This is a genomic window from Streptomyces sp. MST-110588, assembly GCF_022695595.1.
Lineage (GTDB): Bacteria > Actinomycetota > Actinomycetes > Streptomycetales > Streptomycetaceae > Streptomyces.
Map to the genome: position 1 here is coordinate 5,553,683 of NZ_CP074380.1, position 16,163 is coordinate 5,569,845.

Sequence of the window (16,163 nt, forward strand, 5' to 3'; positions counted from 1 at the left end):
ACCGCTGACGACGACCGCCGAAGGGCCTACGGAAAGGGGCACCGGTGAACGACCGACAGGACCCGTACGCGCCGCGCGACCCGTACGCCCCTGAGCAGCAGGCCCAGCAGGGGTATCCCTACGACGCGTACGACGCCTATGGGCGGCCGGTGCACCAGGAGGTGCCACGGCAGGTCTCCTACGACCAATACGGACAGCCGGTTTCCTACGACACGTCCTATGAGGGTCACGGTTCGGCCGCCTACGGTACGGGCGGCCCCGCCGCGTACGAAGGACGGCGTGAGGGGCACGACAGCCGGTACGACGCGGATGAGGGCCGCTACGACGGGCACTACGGGAGCCCGGCCGCCGGCTCGTCGTACGACCCCTACGGACAGCAGCACCACGGTGCAACACCGCAGCACCACGATCCCCATCAGGGATACGCCTACGACTACGACTCCTACGGGCGGCAGGAGCAGCAGTCCCCGTCCTCGCCGTACCCGCAGCAGTACGACCCCTACGGCCGGCCGGAGCAGCCCCGGCACACCCACGGGCAGGAGTGGATCCCGCAGCAGGCCACCCAGCCGCCGTACGAGCCGACCTCCTACGAGCCGACCTCCTACGAGCAGCAGCAGTACCCGAGCCACGACCCGGCCCAAGGCCAAGGACACGGCCAAGGGCACAGCCAGGGACAGGACCCGAGCCAGGGACAGAGCCAGGGCCAGGGGCACAGCCAGGACCGGCACGAGCACCGGGACCGGCAGCAGGACGGGGAGGCGGACCAGCGGTCCCGCTCCCACGCGTACGACGGCCCGGAGCCCTCGCACCACCGCGCCCCGGCCGACGCCCCCGCCTCAGGCCGCGCTTCCGGATCCGCCGCCACCGACCGGGACTCCTCGGCGCCCGATTACCGCACCGAACAGTTCTCGTTCATCGAAGAGCCGACCGAGGACTCCGAGGACGTCATCGACTGGCTGAAGTTCACCGAGAGCCGTACGGAGCGCCGCGAGGAGGCCAAGCGGCGTGGCCGCAGCCGCGTCATCGCCCTGGCGGTCGTCCTGGCCGTGCTGCTCGTGGGCGGCGTCGGTTACCTGTGGTGGGCGGGCAAGCTGCCCTTCGGACTGTCCGGCTCCGGCCAGGACGCGGAGAACGCCGGCGGGGCGCAGAAGCGCGACGTGCTCGTCGTCCACCTCCGGGACGGCAAGGGCGGCAAGAGCGCCACGGCGCTGCTGGTGGACAACGAGACCACTCATAAGGGCACCACGGTCCTCCTCCCCAACGACCTGGTCGTCACCAAGGACGACGGGACCCCGACCACCCTGGGCAAGTCCGTGACCCAGGAGGGCACCGAACCCACCAGGGAGTCCCTGAACACGCTGCTGGGCGCCGACGTGAAGGCGAGCTGGCGGCTGGACACCCCGTACCTGGAGAACCTCGTCGAGAGGGTCGGCGGCATCACCCTGGACACCGACGCGACCGTGCCCGGTGCGAAGAAGGGCGATGCCGCCCTGGTCACCCAGGGCACGGGACAGACCCTCAACGGACAGGCGGCGGTCGCCTACGCCACGTACCAGGCGAAGGGCGAGCCGCAGACCAAGCAGCTCCTGCGGTTCGGGCAGGTCATGCAGGCCACGCTGAAGAAGGTCTCCAGTGACGCGGACGGCGCCACGGCCACCGTGAAGTCCCTCCTCCAGGTGCTGGACCCGCCGCTCACCGAAGGCCAGCTCGGCAGTTCCCTGGCCCGGCGCGCGGAACTGGCCAAGGCCGGCGCCTACCGCACCACCGTCCTGCCGGTGCAGCCGGACGGCACGCTCAGCCGACAGACGGCCGACAGCGTGGTCAAGGACGTCCTCGGCGGCACGGTCAAGAACACCGATCCCGGCGCCACCGCGCGGGTCAGCGTCCAGAACGCCAGCGGCGACAAGGCGGCGACCGGCCGGGCACGGGTCGCGCTGCTCAACGGCGGCTACTCCTTCGTCGACGGCGGCAGCGCCGCGGCGCGGGCCGGCTCGGAGGTGACGTACGCCGACGCGGGCCACAAGGCCAAGGCCGAAGAGGTCGCCAAGACACTGGGCCTGCCGACGAGCGCCCTCAAGCAGGGCAAGGGAGCCGCGAACGCCGATGTCACGGTCGTCCTGGGACGTGACTACAAAGGGTGAGTTCCGAGGCGTCAAGGTGACGGAAGTGCCCCGCCGGGACTGAAGGTGAAGGACAAGCCTTCAGGGGACCGCGGGTGGCGAGGGTGCCCTCGCCACCCCGGCCCGCGGCACTCATATGGGCGTCGGGGCAGGTCAGCACCGGTGATCGAAAAAACACGCGGGAGTGTCGGCGGTCCGTGAGACCCTTGTTGGGTACCTGACCGCCGACCCGGCCGTGGTGTACGGGGGCCGCCCCCGCGACCCGGCGCGGGGAGGTCTGCCTCCGACCGGAAGTCCCGCTTGTGACCGCCACCGACCGTTCCATCGAGCTCATCAACGCCGCCGCCCAGGCAGCCGCCGACAAGCTCGCGCACGACATCGTCGCCTACGACGTCAGCGACGTCCTCTCGATCACCGACGCCTTCCTGCTGGCCTCGGCCCCCAACGACCGCCAGGTCAAGTCGATCGTCGACGAGATCGAAGAGCGGCTGAACAAGGACCTGGGAGCCAAGCCGGTGCGCCGCGAGGGCGACCGCGAGGCCCGCTGGGTCCTGCTGGACTACGTCGACATCGTCGTGCACGTCCAGCACAGCGAAGAGCGCGTCTTCTACGCCCTTGAGCGCCTGTGGAAGGACTGCCCCGAGCTCGACCTCCCCGAGGAGGCCAAGGCCACCCGCGGCAAGGCGGCCGAGCACGCCCGGGCCACCGCGGCACAGACCTCGGCGGACGAGCGGGACGGAGAGCTGAGCTGAACGGCACCAAAGGCGGCCGGGGCCGCCGCATCGTCCTGTGGCGGCACGGCCAGACGGCCTGGAACCTGGAGCGCCGCTTCCAGGGGTCGACGGACATCGAACTGACCTCCGTCGGCGTCGACCAGGCCCGCCGCGCCGCCCGCCTGCTGGCGGCCCTCAAACCGGACGCGATCATCGCCTCCGACCTGAAGCGGGCCGTGGCCACGGCGGCCGAGCTGGCCGCCGTGACCCGCCTGGACGTGACGTACGACGCGGCACTGCGCGAGACGTACGCGGGCGCCTGGCAGGGGCTGACCCACGAGGAAATCATCGCTCAGTACGGCGAGCAGTACGCGGCATGGAAGCGGGGCGAGCCCGTACGGCGCGGCGGCGGCGAACTGGAGACCGAGGTCGCCGACCGCGCGGCTCCGGTCGTGGAGCGCAACGCCGAGAAGCTGCCGGACGGCGGGACGCTCGTCGTCGTCAGCCACGGCGGAACGATCCGCACCACCATCGGGCGGCTGCTGGGCCTGGAGTCCCACCATTGGGAAGGGCTGGGCGGCCTGTCGAACTGCTGCTGGTCCGTCCTGGGCGAGGGCGCGCGGGGCTGGCGCCTGATGGAGCACAACGCCGGCACGCTGCCGGAGCCGGTGCTCGGCGACGACGCCTGAGGGGCCCCGGGAGCGGGCCCGTAGAGGGCCGCGACGGGCCTTCGGACGGGGGCGACCGACCGGATTTCACATTTGGCCAGGTCGCAGGCTAAAGTTCTTCTTGTTCGAGGCGCCGCCGGGAAAACCGGAGGAGCAAAGAACAAGACCCGGGGCTATAGCTCAGTTGGTAGAGCGCCTGCATGGCATGCAGGAGGTCAGGAGTTCAATTCTCCTTAGCTCCACAGCCCGGATGATCCCGTCTCCCAGTGAGGGAGGCGGGATCATCGCGTTTGCGCCTCCCCCGTCGCTCCTGACGGCGTGGCCGTGCCCCTGTCCGTTCCCGCCGGTGACGTACGTCTCATAGGGGAGACGGCCGACGGACGACGTGACCGATGCCACGCGCAGGACAGCGTAAGAGGGCGCGGAACGGGCGCGGATCTCCACACGGCTGCGGGACTGACCTGATCGACGGTCCGTGGCAGAATTCGGACGGCGTCGGCAGGGGAGGAGACAACGCGATGCCCACGAGCACCTTCGAGGAGATCGACGGCCTGCCCGTCGACGACCTGCCCGTCGCCGTCCTGCCCGATACGGCCGAGGCGCAGGACCATGAACGGCTGCGGGGACACACGCTCCGCTCCACCGGCCCGGCCTCCACCCCCGGAACCGCCGGCCGTGCCGCCCCCGGCGCCGCGGGCGCCGTACTGCGCTGCCCCGCCTGCGGCTCGGAGCATGTGGCGCAGGTGCTGGGCGACAACGGCGGGGTCTCCTTCGTCTGCACGGCCTGCGGCCACAGTTGGAGCTGACCGATGGGCGCTCACAGCAGGAAGTGCGACTGGTGCGGCAGCGGTACGCCCATCGTCCGCGACATGGAGCCGATCAACTCCGACTACCAGTACTGGTGCGAGGAATGCGCGCGGGCGCTGATCATAAAAGGCGACCCGATCGAGACCTACCGCGAACTCGACGGCGAGCCGATCTACGGCCGTCTGCTGGACGAGCACTGCACCCTCAAGCGTTTCTACTCCTTCGCCACCGCCTGACGTGCGCATTTTCACCGGCCCCAAGATTTTTTCGGAAAACGCGGAACTCCCGGCGGTTCGTGGGGCGTTGTATGTCGCAAGAGCTGCCGCCGGAAACGGCCGGCGGCACGGGGGAAGCGACACGGGGGTCGCATCTTGTCCGACACGACGATCAATCCTGTCCACGCAACGTACGAGACCGAAGGCGCCCAGGAAGCCGGCCCGGACGCCGGCAAGCGGGAAGCCGTCGCCGAGCTGACGCCCTTCCTCGACGCACTGCGCGTTCCGCCGACCCTGCGGCCCAGCCGCAAAGACGGTCTGCGCGGCATCGACGTCAACCTGACCGCCGCATGGGTGCGCCTGCACTCACAGCTCCCGCCGACCAAGGTATGGGCCTACGACGGCCACTTCCCAGGGCCGACGATCGAGGTACGGCGACATCAGATGCTGCGCATCGCCTGGACCAACCGCCTCAGTGGCGCGTACCCGGTCACGGTGGCCGAGGCGACGGCGGGCATCGACGAGCCGGGCCGCAAGGCGAGCACCCTCCTCGAAGGAGCCGATCAACTCCCGCCCTGGACGGTCACCCACCTCCACGGCGCCCGCACCAACGGCGGCAACGACGGCTGGTCGGAGAACGCCGTCTCGCCAGGTGACGCACAGCTCTCGGAATATCCCAACGACCACCGCGCCACGTGCTGGTGGTACCACGACCACGCCATGGACATCACGAGGTGGAACGTCTTCGCGGGCCTGGCGGGCATGTACCTGATCCGCGACGAGGAGGAGGACGCACTGCGCCTCCCCAGAGGCGAGCGCGAGATCCCGCTCGTCCTCATGGACCGCAACCTCGACACGGACGCCGACGGCCGGCTGACCGGCCGGCTGCTCCACAAAACCCTGATCGTGGGCAAGGACCGGGACGGGAAGAACCTCACCCTGCCCTTCACGGGCCCCTACACCCTCGTCAACGGCACGATCTGGCCGCATGCGGAGGTGGACGCGCGCTGGTACCGCTTCCGGCTGCTGAACGCCGCCAACGCCCGCATCTTCGACCTCCGCCTGGTGGACGACGAGACCGGGGCGCCCGTCACGGGAGCGATGTACCAGATCGGGACGGACGGCGGACTGCTGCCCCGGCCGGTCCCTGTGGACGCCGGGCTGTCCGTGGCGCCCGCCGAGCGGATGGACGTCCTGGTTGACTTCGGCAGGCTCCGCGGCCGTACGCTGCGGCTGGTCGACGCCGCGCCCGGCGTGACGTACCCGCAGGTCATGCAGTTCCGGGTGGGGAAGGACAAAGTACGTGACCCGTTCGTCCTGCCCGGGGTGATCTCCTCGTCCTTCGTGCGGCTCACGCACGACAACGTGCCCGATCACGAGCACCGGCTGATCGCCCTCACCCCGCCCGGCCCGGTCGGCAACGGTCACCCGGAACTGTGGGAGATGCACCAGATCGATCCGGACGGGGTGCAGATCCCCTCCGAAGGCGTCATTCAGATCCGGGGCGCCGACAAGAAGGTACGGACCTACCGGCGCGGCGCCCGGATGTTCGACGACGCACTGGGGTTCCTGGTCAAGTACGGCGACTGGGAGCAGTGGAGCTTCCTGAACCTCGGCGGCGCCGGCACCCATCCGATGCACATCCACCTCGTCGACTACCAGGTCCTCAGCCGGGACATCTACCCGGAGGACCCGAACAGCCCGTACGACAACACCATCGGGGGAACCCGCTCGCCTCTGGAGTACGGCGGCACGGCGCCGATATCACCGGGCGACCAGGGCTGGAAGGACGTCATCCAGGTCCACCCGGGCCAGATGGTGAACGTGATCGGTCAATTCCACGGTGCGCGGGGCCGGTTCATGTACCACTGCCATCTGCTGGAGCACGAGGACATGGGGATGATGCGCCCGTTCGTCGTCATGCCGCCCGAGGTCGTGAGGTTCCATCACCACCAGCCGGGCGGCCACGGCCACGGCCACGGGGGCCATTGAGCAGCCCGTACGGCCATGGAGGTCACCGACCGGCCCCTACGGACACGGAGGCTACCGACCTGCGCGTACGACCACGGAGGTCACCGACCCGCCGGGGGCCGCGAATCCGGCACGTTTCCGGTCCGCCGGAACGCCGGCCGGAACACCTGGCGGGCAGCCAGCAGGAGGAAGGCCAGCCCGGCGAGCTGATAGCCGCCGGAGAGCAGCATCTGACCGGCGTTCTGGTGGAGTTCCTCGTGCTGGTGCCAGCGGTGCGGGACCCACCACAGCGCGTACGAGCAGAAAAGGAGGGAGAAGACGCCGGCCGTCACCCACCAGCGCCGGTCCGGCCGGCCGGCCGGGGCAGCGCGCCGCCGTGCCTGGGAGCCGAGCAGGATCACCATCGGTACGCACCACACCCAGTGGTGCGACCAGGAGACGGGGCTGACCAGAAGGGCGGTTGCCGCGCAGGCGACGGACGCCCAGGCCCGCCGGCCGTGCAGCAGCGCGGTGACGGTCACGGCCAGGCCGAAGGCGGCGGCGAGGGCCGCCACCACGAGCCAGGCCAGGCCGGGGTCGTGGGTGTGCAGCAGCCGGGCGAGCGCGCCGCGCAGCGACTGGTTGGCGGTGATCTCCACCTCGCCGACCCGGTCGGCGGCGAAGACGATCTCGGTCCAGAAGCGGCGTGAGTCACCGGGCAGTGCGACGGCGGAGACCACGACGGTCGCCAGGAAGGTCAGGGTGGCCACGGTGGCCTGCCGCAGCCAGGGGTTCCACGGGCTCCCGGGGCCCCCGGACATGCGGACGCCACCGCCGGACCGGGGGCCGCCCGGGGCGGGGTCGCCCACGCCGCCGGGACCGTCCGTCCGCGGTCCACGTCCTCGGCCCGTACGCAGCCGCTGCCCGGCACGTACGAGCCCGGCCAGCGCCAGGAGGACGGCGAAGAGAGCCGGGGTGAGCTTGATGCCCGCCGCGACGCCGATACCGGCACCCGCCCACCGGTTGGTGTCCTTGCGGGTCATGTCCCACAGCACGAGTACGGCGAGAAGGAGGTTGATCTGCCCGTAGCGCAGCGTCGTCCATACGGGTTCGCACCACACCAGCACCGCGGAGAGCGCGAGCGTCGCGGCGAGCCGTGGTGTGCCGTACGTCACCCGGAGCCCGCCCCGGTCCGCCGTGCGGGGCCGGGCACGCGGAAGGCCGGCCAGGCGCAGGGAGAGATGGACGACGGCGACGAGCAGCAGCAGATTGCCCAGCGTGGCGAGTATCTGCATCTCCCGGACACCGACCAGCGTCAGCGGGGTGAACAGCAGGGCCGCGAAGGGCGGATAGGTGTTGGGGAGGTTCGCCGAGGTCGCCACCATGTCGTACAGGTCCTCGCCGTTGCGGGCGGTCCAGCCCTCGGCGCGGTAGACCATCAGATCGATCATCGTCACGTGCGCCAGGCGCTGCGCGGTCCAGAAGGCGGCGAAGGAGACCAGGCACGCCAGCGTCGCGCAGGCGACCGGACGGCGCCGCACGAACGCCCGCAGAGGGGAGGGGGCGCGGGCGTCGGCGGGCTGTTCCAGCTCCAGCGCGGTCACGGCGTACGGCTCCCCAGGAACGAATCGGGCACGGTTCGCCGACAGTACCTCGCGTCGCTCGAACACGGTGCCGGGACGGATTTGGCATAAGCCCGGGGAGCCGTGTAATGTAGGCGATGCCGCAGCGGGGAACCGAAAGGGAAACCGAAGCGGGCAGGACCTGGGGCTATAGCTCAGTTGGTAGAGCGCCTGCATGGCATGCAGGAGGTCAGGAGTTCAATTCTCCTTAGCTCCACAGGAATCAGAGCGGGCCGTCCAATCGGACGGCCCGCTCTGTCATGTTCTCCCTCCTCTCCTGCACCTCTCTCCTCTTCTCCTCTTCTCCTCTTCTTCTCTTCTTCTCTTCGATCTTCGTCCCTTTCCGTCTCGGTTCCGTCCGGCTCTGCTCGCCCTACGCCTGTTCCAGCCGCAGGGCGAGCGCGGGGCAGCGGCGTACGGCCCGTTGGGCGCGCCCTCGAAGCCGGTCGGCCAGCGCGCCGTCGGCGATCACCGGGTAGCCGTCCGCATCCAGCCGTACGGCCTCGGGAAGCAGCCCGGCACACAGACCGTGCCCCTCACACAGCGTCCAGTCCACCGCCAGCCGCTCCCGGCCGGCCGGACCGCCCGTCACTTCACCCGCCGTGCCGCCCGCCGACGGCATCGCACCGGACGGCCCGGGCAGCGGCAGCATGCCGACGGTGTCCCGGCCGCAGCCGTCGCCCAGGACATGCGCGGCCAGGTCGTCGGTGAAAGCCGTGAGCGCGGAGAGCACGAAACGCGCGGCGCCGTCCGGGTGCTTGCACGCACCGCGCCCCCGTACACCGCGCGCCGCAGCCCGCAGCGACTCCAGCGCCTCCCGCCCGCCTCCCGCCAAGGTGTCCGCCAGGATGCCGGCCAGCGCCGGCAGGCCCAGTCGGCATGGACCGCACTGGCCCGCGGACTCGGCCGCCAGCCAGTACGCGATCCGCAGCGTCTCGCCCAAGGGACAGGTGCTGTCGGGTACCGGCAGCACCGCGCCCGCGCCCAGCGCGCCCCCGCGAGCCGCGAGCGCCTCCCGCGAGACCGTCGCTTCGTACGCGGCTGGTGCATCGAGCCAGGCGCCGTGATAGCCGCCGACCAGCACGCCCCCCAACGACGGTTGTGCACCGCACATCTGGAGGACATAGGAGAGTGGCACCCCGCTCGGTGCCTCGACAACAGTCGGGGAGGGCACGGCGCCGGACACGGTGAGCAACAAGGTCCCGGGTTCTTCGGCCGTACCGGTCGTGCCGTAACGGTGGGCTCCCAAGCGGGCGGCGACGGCGAGTTGCGCGAAGGTCTCGGCATTGGAGACGAGGGTCGGCACACCGCCGAGCCCGGACTCCGCGGCCCGCGTCCGCCGCCCGGGGGGCAGTGCCGGGCCGCCCTCCGCAGCCCGGATCAGCGCCGAGGCCTCACCGGAGACCAGGCGCTCGGGGGCGCGTACGACCCGCGCGCGCAACGTCCGGCCGCGCCGGTCACTCAGCCCCCGCTCGGCCAGCGCAGCTCGCACGGACTGCTCGGTGGTGTCCTTGGTCACACCGGCCACCAGGACCCGGGCCCCCAGCGCCTCGGCGACGAGCAGCGCGCCGTCCAGAACCAGGTGTGGCGCACGGCACAACAGAACGGTGTCCTTACGGCAGGCGGGCTCACCCTCGCACCCGTTGACGACGACAGCCGGCCGGGTCCCTGTGCGCCGCGTGTGCCGTACGACAGCCTCCAGCTTCCGTACGAGCGGGAATCCCGCGCCGCCGCGCCCGCACAGGGCGATGTCACGGGCGAGTGCGGTCAGGCGGTCCTCGGAAAGGGCGGGCAGTGAGCCGTGGGCCAGGAGGTGGTCCTTGCGACCGAGCCGCTCGGCGTCCTCGAAACCAGCGGTCAACCGAGGCAGACCCAGAACCCGTACGGGTGGGGTGTCCGGAAGCGGAGCGGCGGTCATGAACGCGCACCGCTCCACCGGGCGAGGCGCGCGGGCGCGCGATGAGCGGCATGCGACTCGTCGCCATCGGAGCGTTCGGGCGCGGACACGGGCGCGGACACGGGCTCGGCTCCGAGGCAGGAGTGGGCGGATCGGAAGCGGGAGGACGGCTCGGGGTGGGCGGCGGGGACCGCAGGAAGGTCCGGGAGCGTGTCGTCGGAAAGCGGGTCGCGGGCCGGGCGGGCGCCGGCAGGCGGATGACTGTCTGGAAACACGCAGGCGTCACAGCGCATATGAGTGTCACGGTGCACGTCGATGCCGGCGTCGATGCCGGGGGGAAAGGCATCAACGCCGCGATGCGTGCCGGCTTCCTCCTCGGAAGGCGTATGCGTGTCAGGTGACTCGTACGGCAGCGCGTTGACGATCCCGTACGCCGGTGTGTGTGTCGACTCGTGCGCCACCTCATATGAGGGTGACGGCGACGGCGGCTGCGAAGACCCGTACGGCGGAGTCGGGTGAGGCTCGTATGAAGACGCGTGCTCGGTGGCGTACGGAAAGACGGGCGCCGACTCAGGTGACCGGGACGCCACGGGTGACATGAGAGGTGTCGTGGTTGACGAAGCCACGTACTGAAGGTCGTGAGGCTCATAGGAAGACCGCTGCGGGCGCAAGAAGGTCGCCTCGGCCTCGGCGACCGCCTTACGTACGCCACGGGCGCGGCGCCTCAGGATGAGGACGCGGGCCACGAGCGCGCCGAGGACCGCGATCAGGCACAGCGCATACCCGGCGGTCACCCAGGCCGAAGGACTGCGGCCGGCCTTGAGGCCGTGCAGCAGGGCCAGACACCAGGCCGGGTAGGCGCAGGCGTGCAGGGCGCGCCAGCGGCCCGACGCGCGCCCCCGCCCGGCGAAGGCACTGCGCAGTGCGCCCGTCGCCGCGGCCAGCACCATCAGGTAGCCGCTGAGCGCGCCGAGACCGATCAGGGCGGACGCGCTGAAGGGGGTGAGCGGCAGGAGCGCGTCGAGAAGGCGGGCGTGGCCCTCGCTGATCTTGACGGTGATGTGCAGCAGCAGGAAGCCGAGCGAGGCGGTGGCGACGGCCCGGTGGACGGCCTGGGCCAGAAGTCTGCTGCGTGCGGTCAGCAGCGTACGGTCCGAGGCGATCAGACCCCAGACCACCGCCGCGGTAAGAGAGACCAGGGCCAGCACACCGCCCGTACGGTCCAGGAAAGCGCGGAACGTGCCGAGGGTGGCGAGGAGAGGAAGGACGAGCAGTGCGAGTGTCCCGGCGGTGATCGCCGGGCGGGGTAAACCGCGCGGAAGACCGGGGAAGCTCGCAAGGCGCGGGCCGGAGGGTAAGCCGGGCAGACGTGAGCCGGGGGCCGGGCGGCTCCTGCGGTGCGGATGCATATGGGGAAAGTAGGGGGTCGTGCGGGGAAGTCGGGCGGGCTTTCGACAAGCGGGACCGGGTGGGCCGGACCGCTGCTAGCGTCGGTCCGTTGACCGTCAAGATGCCCGCTGCCCCAGAGGGGCCGCCGCCGAAACCGGCGAGACGTCCGAGTCCGTGCGGCGGCTGCAGACCGCAGTACCCGCCACTATCCGGAATGGCTGGCCGGGTGTCGCTGCCGTTCGGACACGCTCGGTCATGTGGCGACGGCCGGTGTACGTATGGACGGCGGGCGTACGTATTCAGGCCAACCGATGGTCCGTACGGGTAAAGCTGAGGCCAACGCTGAGGGGAACCTCCGCGCAGCCGCCACGCCCCCTGCGGTACCCTGGCGCCATGCGTGCCGTACGCCTTCTGCTTAGCGGGCCGCGCTGATCAGTACCGACCGGTGAAAAGTACGGTCGGCATCGGCGCGGCGTCCCCTCCTGTGCGAGGGGTCTTTTTGTTTCCGCGAATTTCCGCAGTACCCACAGCAGCAGCCGCAGGCAGAGACGATCGATGGAGCTTTGAGGACGATGAGCGAGACGAACTCGGCTGCCGAGGTGGCAGCCCCGCACCGCTATACGGCCGCGCTGGCCGCCGACATCGAGGCACGCTGGCAGGACTTCTGGGACGAGCAGGGCACCTATGAGGCGCCTAACCCCACCGGTGACCTGGCCGGGGATGCCGAGCGCCTGGCCCGCCCCAAGAAGTTCGTCATGGACATGTTCCCCTACCCCTCGGGTGCGGGACTGCACGTCGGCCACCCGCTCGGCTTCATCGCCACCGACGTCTACGCCCGCCACCTGCGGATGACCGGCCACAACGTCCTGCACACCCTGGGCTTCGACGCCTTCGGCCTGCCCGCCGAGCAGTACGCGGTACAGACCGGCACCCACCCCCGTGTCTCCACCGAGGCCAACATCGAGAACATGCGGCGCCAGTTGCGCCGCCTGGGTCTGGGACACGACCGGCGCCGCTCGATCGAGACGATCGACCCGGGCTACTACAAGTGGACGCAGTGGATCTTCCTCCAGGTCTTCAACTCCTGGTACGACGAGGAGGCGAAGAAGGCCCGGCCGATCGACACGCTGATCGCGCAGTTCGAGACCGGCCGGCGGCAGACCCCCGACGGCCGTCCCTGGAGCGCGCTGAGCGCCCGCGAACAGGCCGACGTCCTGGGTGAGTACCGGCTGGCGTACGCCTCGGACGCGCCGGTCAACTGGTGCCCCGGGCTGGGAACCGTACTGGCCAACGAGGAAGTCACCGCCGACGGCCGGTCCGAGCGCGGTAATTACCCGGTCTTCAAGGCCAAGCTGCGTCAGTGGAACATGCGCATCACGGCTTACGGCGACCGGCTGCTGGAGGACCTGGACGCGCTGGACTGGCCCGAGGCCATCAAGCTGCAGCAGCGCAACTGGATCGGCCGGTCCGAGGGTGCGCGGGTCGACTTCCGGGTCGCGGTCGACGGCACGGCCGCCACGGGCACGGACAATGCCTCCGGCGACAAGAAGATCACCGTCTTCACCACCCGACAGGACACCCTGTTCGGCGCCACCTATATGGTGCTGGCCCCCGAACACGACCTGGTCTCGGGCCAGGACTCGATCGTGCCGGCGGCTTGGCCCGAGGGCACCCACGAGGTCTGGACCGGCGGGCACGCCACCCCGGCCGAGGCGGTCGCCGCCTACCGCAAGCAGGCCGCCGCCAAGTCCGACGTCGAACGCCAGGCTGACGCCAAGGAAAAGACCGGCGTCTTCACCGGTGCGTACGCGGTCAACCCGATCAGTGGCGACCGGGTGCCGGTCTTCATCGCCGACTACGTCCTGATGGGCTACGGCACCGGCGCCATCATGGCCGTCCCGGCGCACGACAGCCGCGACTTCGCCTTCGCGCGCGCCTTCGAGCTGCCCATGCGGTGCGTCGTCGAGCCGTCGGACGGCCGTGACACCGACCCCGCCACGTGGGACGACGCCTTCGACTCCTACGACGCGAAGATCATCAACTCGTCCGGCGAACATATCTCGCTGGACGGGCTGGTCGTCAACGACGCCAAGGTGAAGGCCACCGAATGGCTGGCCGCCAACGGCATCGGCGAGGCCACGGTCAACTTCCGGCTGCGTGACTGGCTGTTCAGCCGGCAGCGCTACTGGGGCGAGCCGTTCCCGATCGTGTACGACGAGGAGGGGGTCGCGCACGCGCTGCCCGAGTCGATGCTGCCCCTGGAACTGCCCGAGGTCGAGGACTACTCGCCGCGCACCTTCGACCCCGACGACGCCGACACCCAGCCCGAGACCCCGCTGTCCCGTAATGAGGACTGGGTCAACGTGGAACTGGACCTGGGCGACGGCGCCGGACGCAAGCGCTACCGGCGCGAGACCAACACCATGCCCAACTGGGCCGGCTCCTGCTGGTACGAACTGCGCTACCTGGATCCGAACAACGACCGGGCGCTGGTCGACCCGGCCAACGAGCAGTACTGGATGGGACCGCGCGAAGGACAGCCGACCGGTGGCGTCGACCTGTACGTCGGCGGCGCCGAGCACGCCGTACTGCACCTGCTGTACGCCCGTTTCTGGTCGAAGATGCTGTACGACCTGGGCCACATCTCCTCCTCCGAGCCCTTCCACAAGCTCTACAACCAGGGCATGATCCAGGCGTTCGTCTACCGGGACCAGCGGGGTATCGCGGTTCCGGCCGCCGAGGTCGAGGAGCGCGACGGCGCGTACTACTACCAGGGCGAGAAGGTCAGCCGCGTCCTGGGCAAGATGGGCAAGTCCCTGAAGAACGCCGTCACGCCGGACGAGATCTGTGCGGAGTACGGCGCGGACACGCTGCGGCTGTACGAGATGGCGATGGGCCCGCTGGACGTCTCGCGGCCGTGGGACACCCGGGCCGTCATCGGCCAGTACCGCCTGCTGCAGCGGCTGTGGCGCAACATTGTCGACGAAGCGACCGGCGAGACCACGGTCGTCGATGACGCCGAGCCGGACCAGGACACGCTGCGCGCGCTGCACAAGGCCATCGACGGCGTCAACCAGGACCTGGCGAACCTGCGCTTCAACACCGCCATCGCCAAGGTGACGGAGCTGAACAACCACCTGACCAAGGCGGGCGGCCCTCTGGCACGGTCGGTGGCGGAGCGGCTGGTGCTGCTGATCGCACCGCTGGCGCCGCACATCGCCGAGGAGCTGTGGCGCAAGCTGGGCCACACCGACTCGGTGGTGCACCAGCCCTTCCCGGTCGCCGACCCGGCGTACGTCGTGGACGAGACCGTGACGTGTGTCGTGCAGATCAAGGGCAAGGTCAAGGCGCGCCTGGAGGTCTCGCCGACCATCTCGGAGGCGGACCTGGAGGCGGCGGCGCTGGCCGACCCGGCGGTCGTGGCGGCACTGGGCGGAGCCGGCATCCGCAAGGTGATCGTGCGGGCACCGAAGCTGGTCAACATCGTGCCTGCGTAAGCGGTCCGACGCGACGGCGGGCCGGCCGTTTTCCGGCCGGTCCGCCGGTTTGCGGTCTGGCGGTCTGCCGACTTGCGGACCTGCCGGTCCAAAGGAGTAGGCGGTCTGTCGGTCTGCGGGTGTGGCCGGTCCGTCGGTCGACGGGCCGGCCGATGTGTCGATCTGTCGACAGGCCACGGCCAAGGGCAATGCTGTTTGCGGCTAAGGGATGTCCACTACGGGCAGGTTGGGGGTTCGAAAGGAACCACCGGCCTGCCCGAGGCGTTTACCGTTGAGGGGCGGGGGCAAAAGCTCCGGCCGTGTCCAGGCCCTGACCGCGTCATGGCACATCCGTCGGGATGGCTCCTCGACCGTGTCGCGGACCGACCGCCGTGGACTCGCGTCACAGAAACCTCTGAGGAGAGAGCCCATGGAAGCCGCCATCGCGATCGTCGGGCTGCTGGTCCTGCTGTTCGTCGTGGCGGGCGTCATCCTGACCGTCAAGGCCGTCAAGGCGGCCAAACGGGGTGTGGACCGTACGGTGGCGCAGGCGCGCAGGGCCGTCGAGGACACCAGCCTGCGGGCCCGGCAGTTCGCACAGCCGGGCATGGTCGGAGAGCTGGCGCAACTGCGGCTGTCGCTGCGGACCTCCATGCGGGCCACCCAAGAAGCACTGCGGGCCGGATCCTCCCAAGATCCGTCGCTCAGCGAGGCATTGGGGCTGTTCGAGCGGCTCAGCGCGCACGGCCACGAGCTCGATGACGACCTCAAGCGCCTGGAGCGCGAGCCCGACAAGGCGAGCGTCGCCTCCCGGCTGCCGGAGCTCCGCGAGCGTACGGAGCAGATCACGCAGTCCGCGGAGTCCCTGCGCTGGGCGGCGCGCGACCGGGCCCGTAAATTCGCCGACGACGACCTCGGTGCGCTGCGGGACCAGATCGACGTAGAGGCCGGCGCGCTGCGGCACTGGACCGAGGACCCGCTGGCGGACCCGTCCGGAGCGCCTGCCGGGCCGACGACGGCCTCCTCGACCCCGACGGCGCCGTCCGCGACTCCCTCCCGCCCGTCCGCGGCCCGCTCCGACGGCGCCTCCGCCGCAGGTGACTCCTGGGGGCCGGTGACGGACGAGCCGCCCGCCATAACGGCGCGGGACCCACGCGCCCAGGTCACCCACCCCTGGCAGAAGGCACCCCGCAAGAAGGAGACGAGCTGACGGGCCAAAGGCGCGTGTCCGGCACCGCGCGTCACGGCCTTCTTGAGCTGGGCCGGCCCCTTGGCGGATCCTTGGTCAAACCTGGAAGATCTTGAG

At 70.5% G+C, this 16,163-nt stretch carries 11 protein-coding genes and 2 tRNA genes; 10 read left to right on the forward strand and 3 right to left on the reverse strand.

From position 1 onward, the window contains the following. Window positions 1-44 precede the first annotated feature (44 nt). The 7 genes from KGS77_RS24210 to phsA all read left to right on the forward strand — a co-directional run bounded on the left by KGS77_RS24210 (window position 45) and on the right by phsA (window position 6,515). Window positions 45-2,141 carry a LytR C-terminal domain-containing protein gene (locus tag KGS77_RS24210; RefSeq protein WP_242585081.1) on the forward strand — a complete coding sequence of 699 codons (2,097 nt, stop codon included), beginning with the start codon at window positions 45-47 and terminating at the stop codon, window positions 2,139-2,141. A gap of 281 nt (window positions 2,142-2,422) precedes the next feature. After that, complete coding sequence (gene rsfS / locus KGS77_RS24215) at window positions 2,423-2,872, forward strand: ribosome silencing factor (RefSeq protein ID WP_242585082.1); 450 nt, start codon at window positions 2,423-2,425, stop codon at window positions 2,870-2,872. Further along, window positions 2,869-3,522, forward strand: coding sequence for a histidine phosphatase family protein (locus KGS77_RS24220; protein ID WP_242587656.1), 654 nt, complete (start codon window positions 2,869-2,871; stop codon window positions 3,520-3,522). Before rsfS ends, KGS77_RS24220 begins: the two co-directional genes overlap by 4 nt. 148 nt (window positions 3,523-3,670) lie before the next feature. After that, window positions 3,671-3,743: transfer RNA gene (locus KGS77_RS24225), tRNA-Ala, on the forward strand. A 276-nt stretch (window positions 3,744-4,019) separates the two neighbouring features. Further along, window positions 4,020-4,307: a hypothetical protein gene (locus KGS77_RS24230; protein ID WP_242585083.1), complete on the forward strand. Its 288-nt coding sequence runs from the start codon at window positions 4,020-4,022 to the stop codon at window positions 4,305-4,307. A 3-nt stretch (window positions 4,308-4,310) separates the two neighbouring features. Then, window positions 4,311-4,544, forward strand: coding sequence for a hypothetical protein (locus tag KGS77_RS24235; protein ID WP_242585084.1), 234 nt, complete (start codon window positions 4,311-4,313; stop codon window positions 4,542-4,544). A 234-nt stretch (window positions 4,545-4,778) separates the two neighbouring features. Continuing rightward, window positions 4,779-6,515, forward strand: coding sequence for an O-aminophenol oxidase PhsA (gene phsA, locus KGS77_RS24240; protein ID WP_242587657.1), 1,737 nt, complete (start codon window positions 4,779-4,781; stop codon window positions 6,513-6,515). Window positions 6,516-6,595: 80 nt separating this feature from the next. Here phsA and KGS77_RS24245 read toward each other — a convergent pair whose 3' ends face one another. Further along, entirely contained in the window at window positions 6,596-8,077 is a 1,482-nt protein-coding gene (locus KGS77_RS24245; protein WP_242585085.1) for a glycosyltransferase 87 family protein, read from the reverse strand. A gap of 162 nt (window positions 8,078-8,239) precedes the next feature. Here KGS77_RS24245 and KGS77_RS24250 point away from each other — a divergent pair. Next, window positions 8,240-8,312 (forward strand) — tRNA-Ala (locus KGS77_RS24250). Between the two features lie 156 nt (window positions 8,313-8,468). Here the strand turns inward: KGS77_RS24250 and KGS77_RS24255 are convergent. Together KGS77_RS24255 and KGS77_RS24260 are read right to left on the reverse strand one after the other, a co-directional pair. After that, entirely contained in the window at window positions 8,469-10,013 is a 1,545-nt protein-coding gene (locus tag KGS77_RS24255; RefSeq protein ID WP_242585086.1) for an NADH-quinone oxidoreductase subunit NuoF family protein, read from the reverse strand. After that, window positions 10,010-11,401: a ferric reductase-like transmembrane domain-containing protein gene (locus KGS77_RS24260; protein WP_242585087.1), complete on the reverse strand. Its 1,392-nt coding sequence runs from the start codon at window positions 11,399-11,401 to the stop codon at window positions 10,010-10,012. Before KGS77_RS24260 ends, KGS77_RS24255 begins: the two co-directional genes overlap by 4 nt. Window positions 11,402-11,953: 552 nt before the next feature. Here KGS77_RS24260 and leuS point away from each other — a divergent pair. Continuing rightward, window positions 11,954-14,878 carry a leucine--tRNA ligase gene (leuS, locus tag KGS77_RS24265; RefSeq protein WP_242585088.1) on the forward strand — a complete coding sequence of 975 codons (2,925 nt, stop codon included), beginning with the start codon at window positions 11,954-11,956 and terminating at the stop codon, window positions 14,876-14,878. A 409-nt stretch (window positions 14,879-15,287) separates the two neighbouring features. Next, the gene (locus KGS77_RS24270) at window positions 15,288-16,067 is read left to right on the forward strand and encodes a hypothetical protein (RefSeq protein ID WP_242585089.1); all 780 of its coding nucleotides are present in this window, start codon (window positions 15,288-15,290) and stop codon (window positions 16,065-16,067) included. Window positions 16,068-16,163 lie beyond the last annotated feature (96 nt).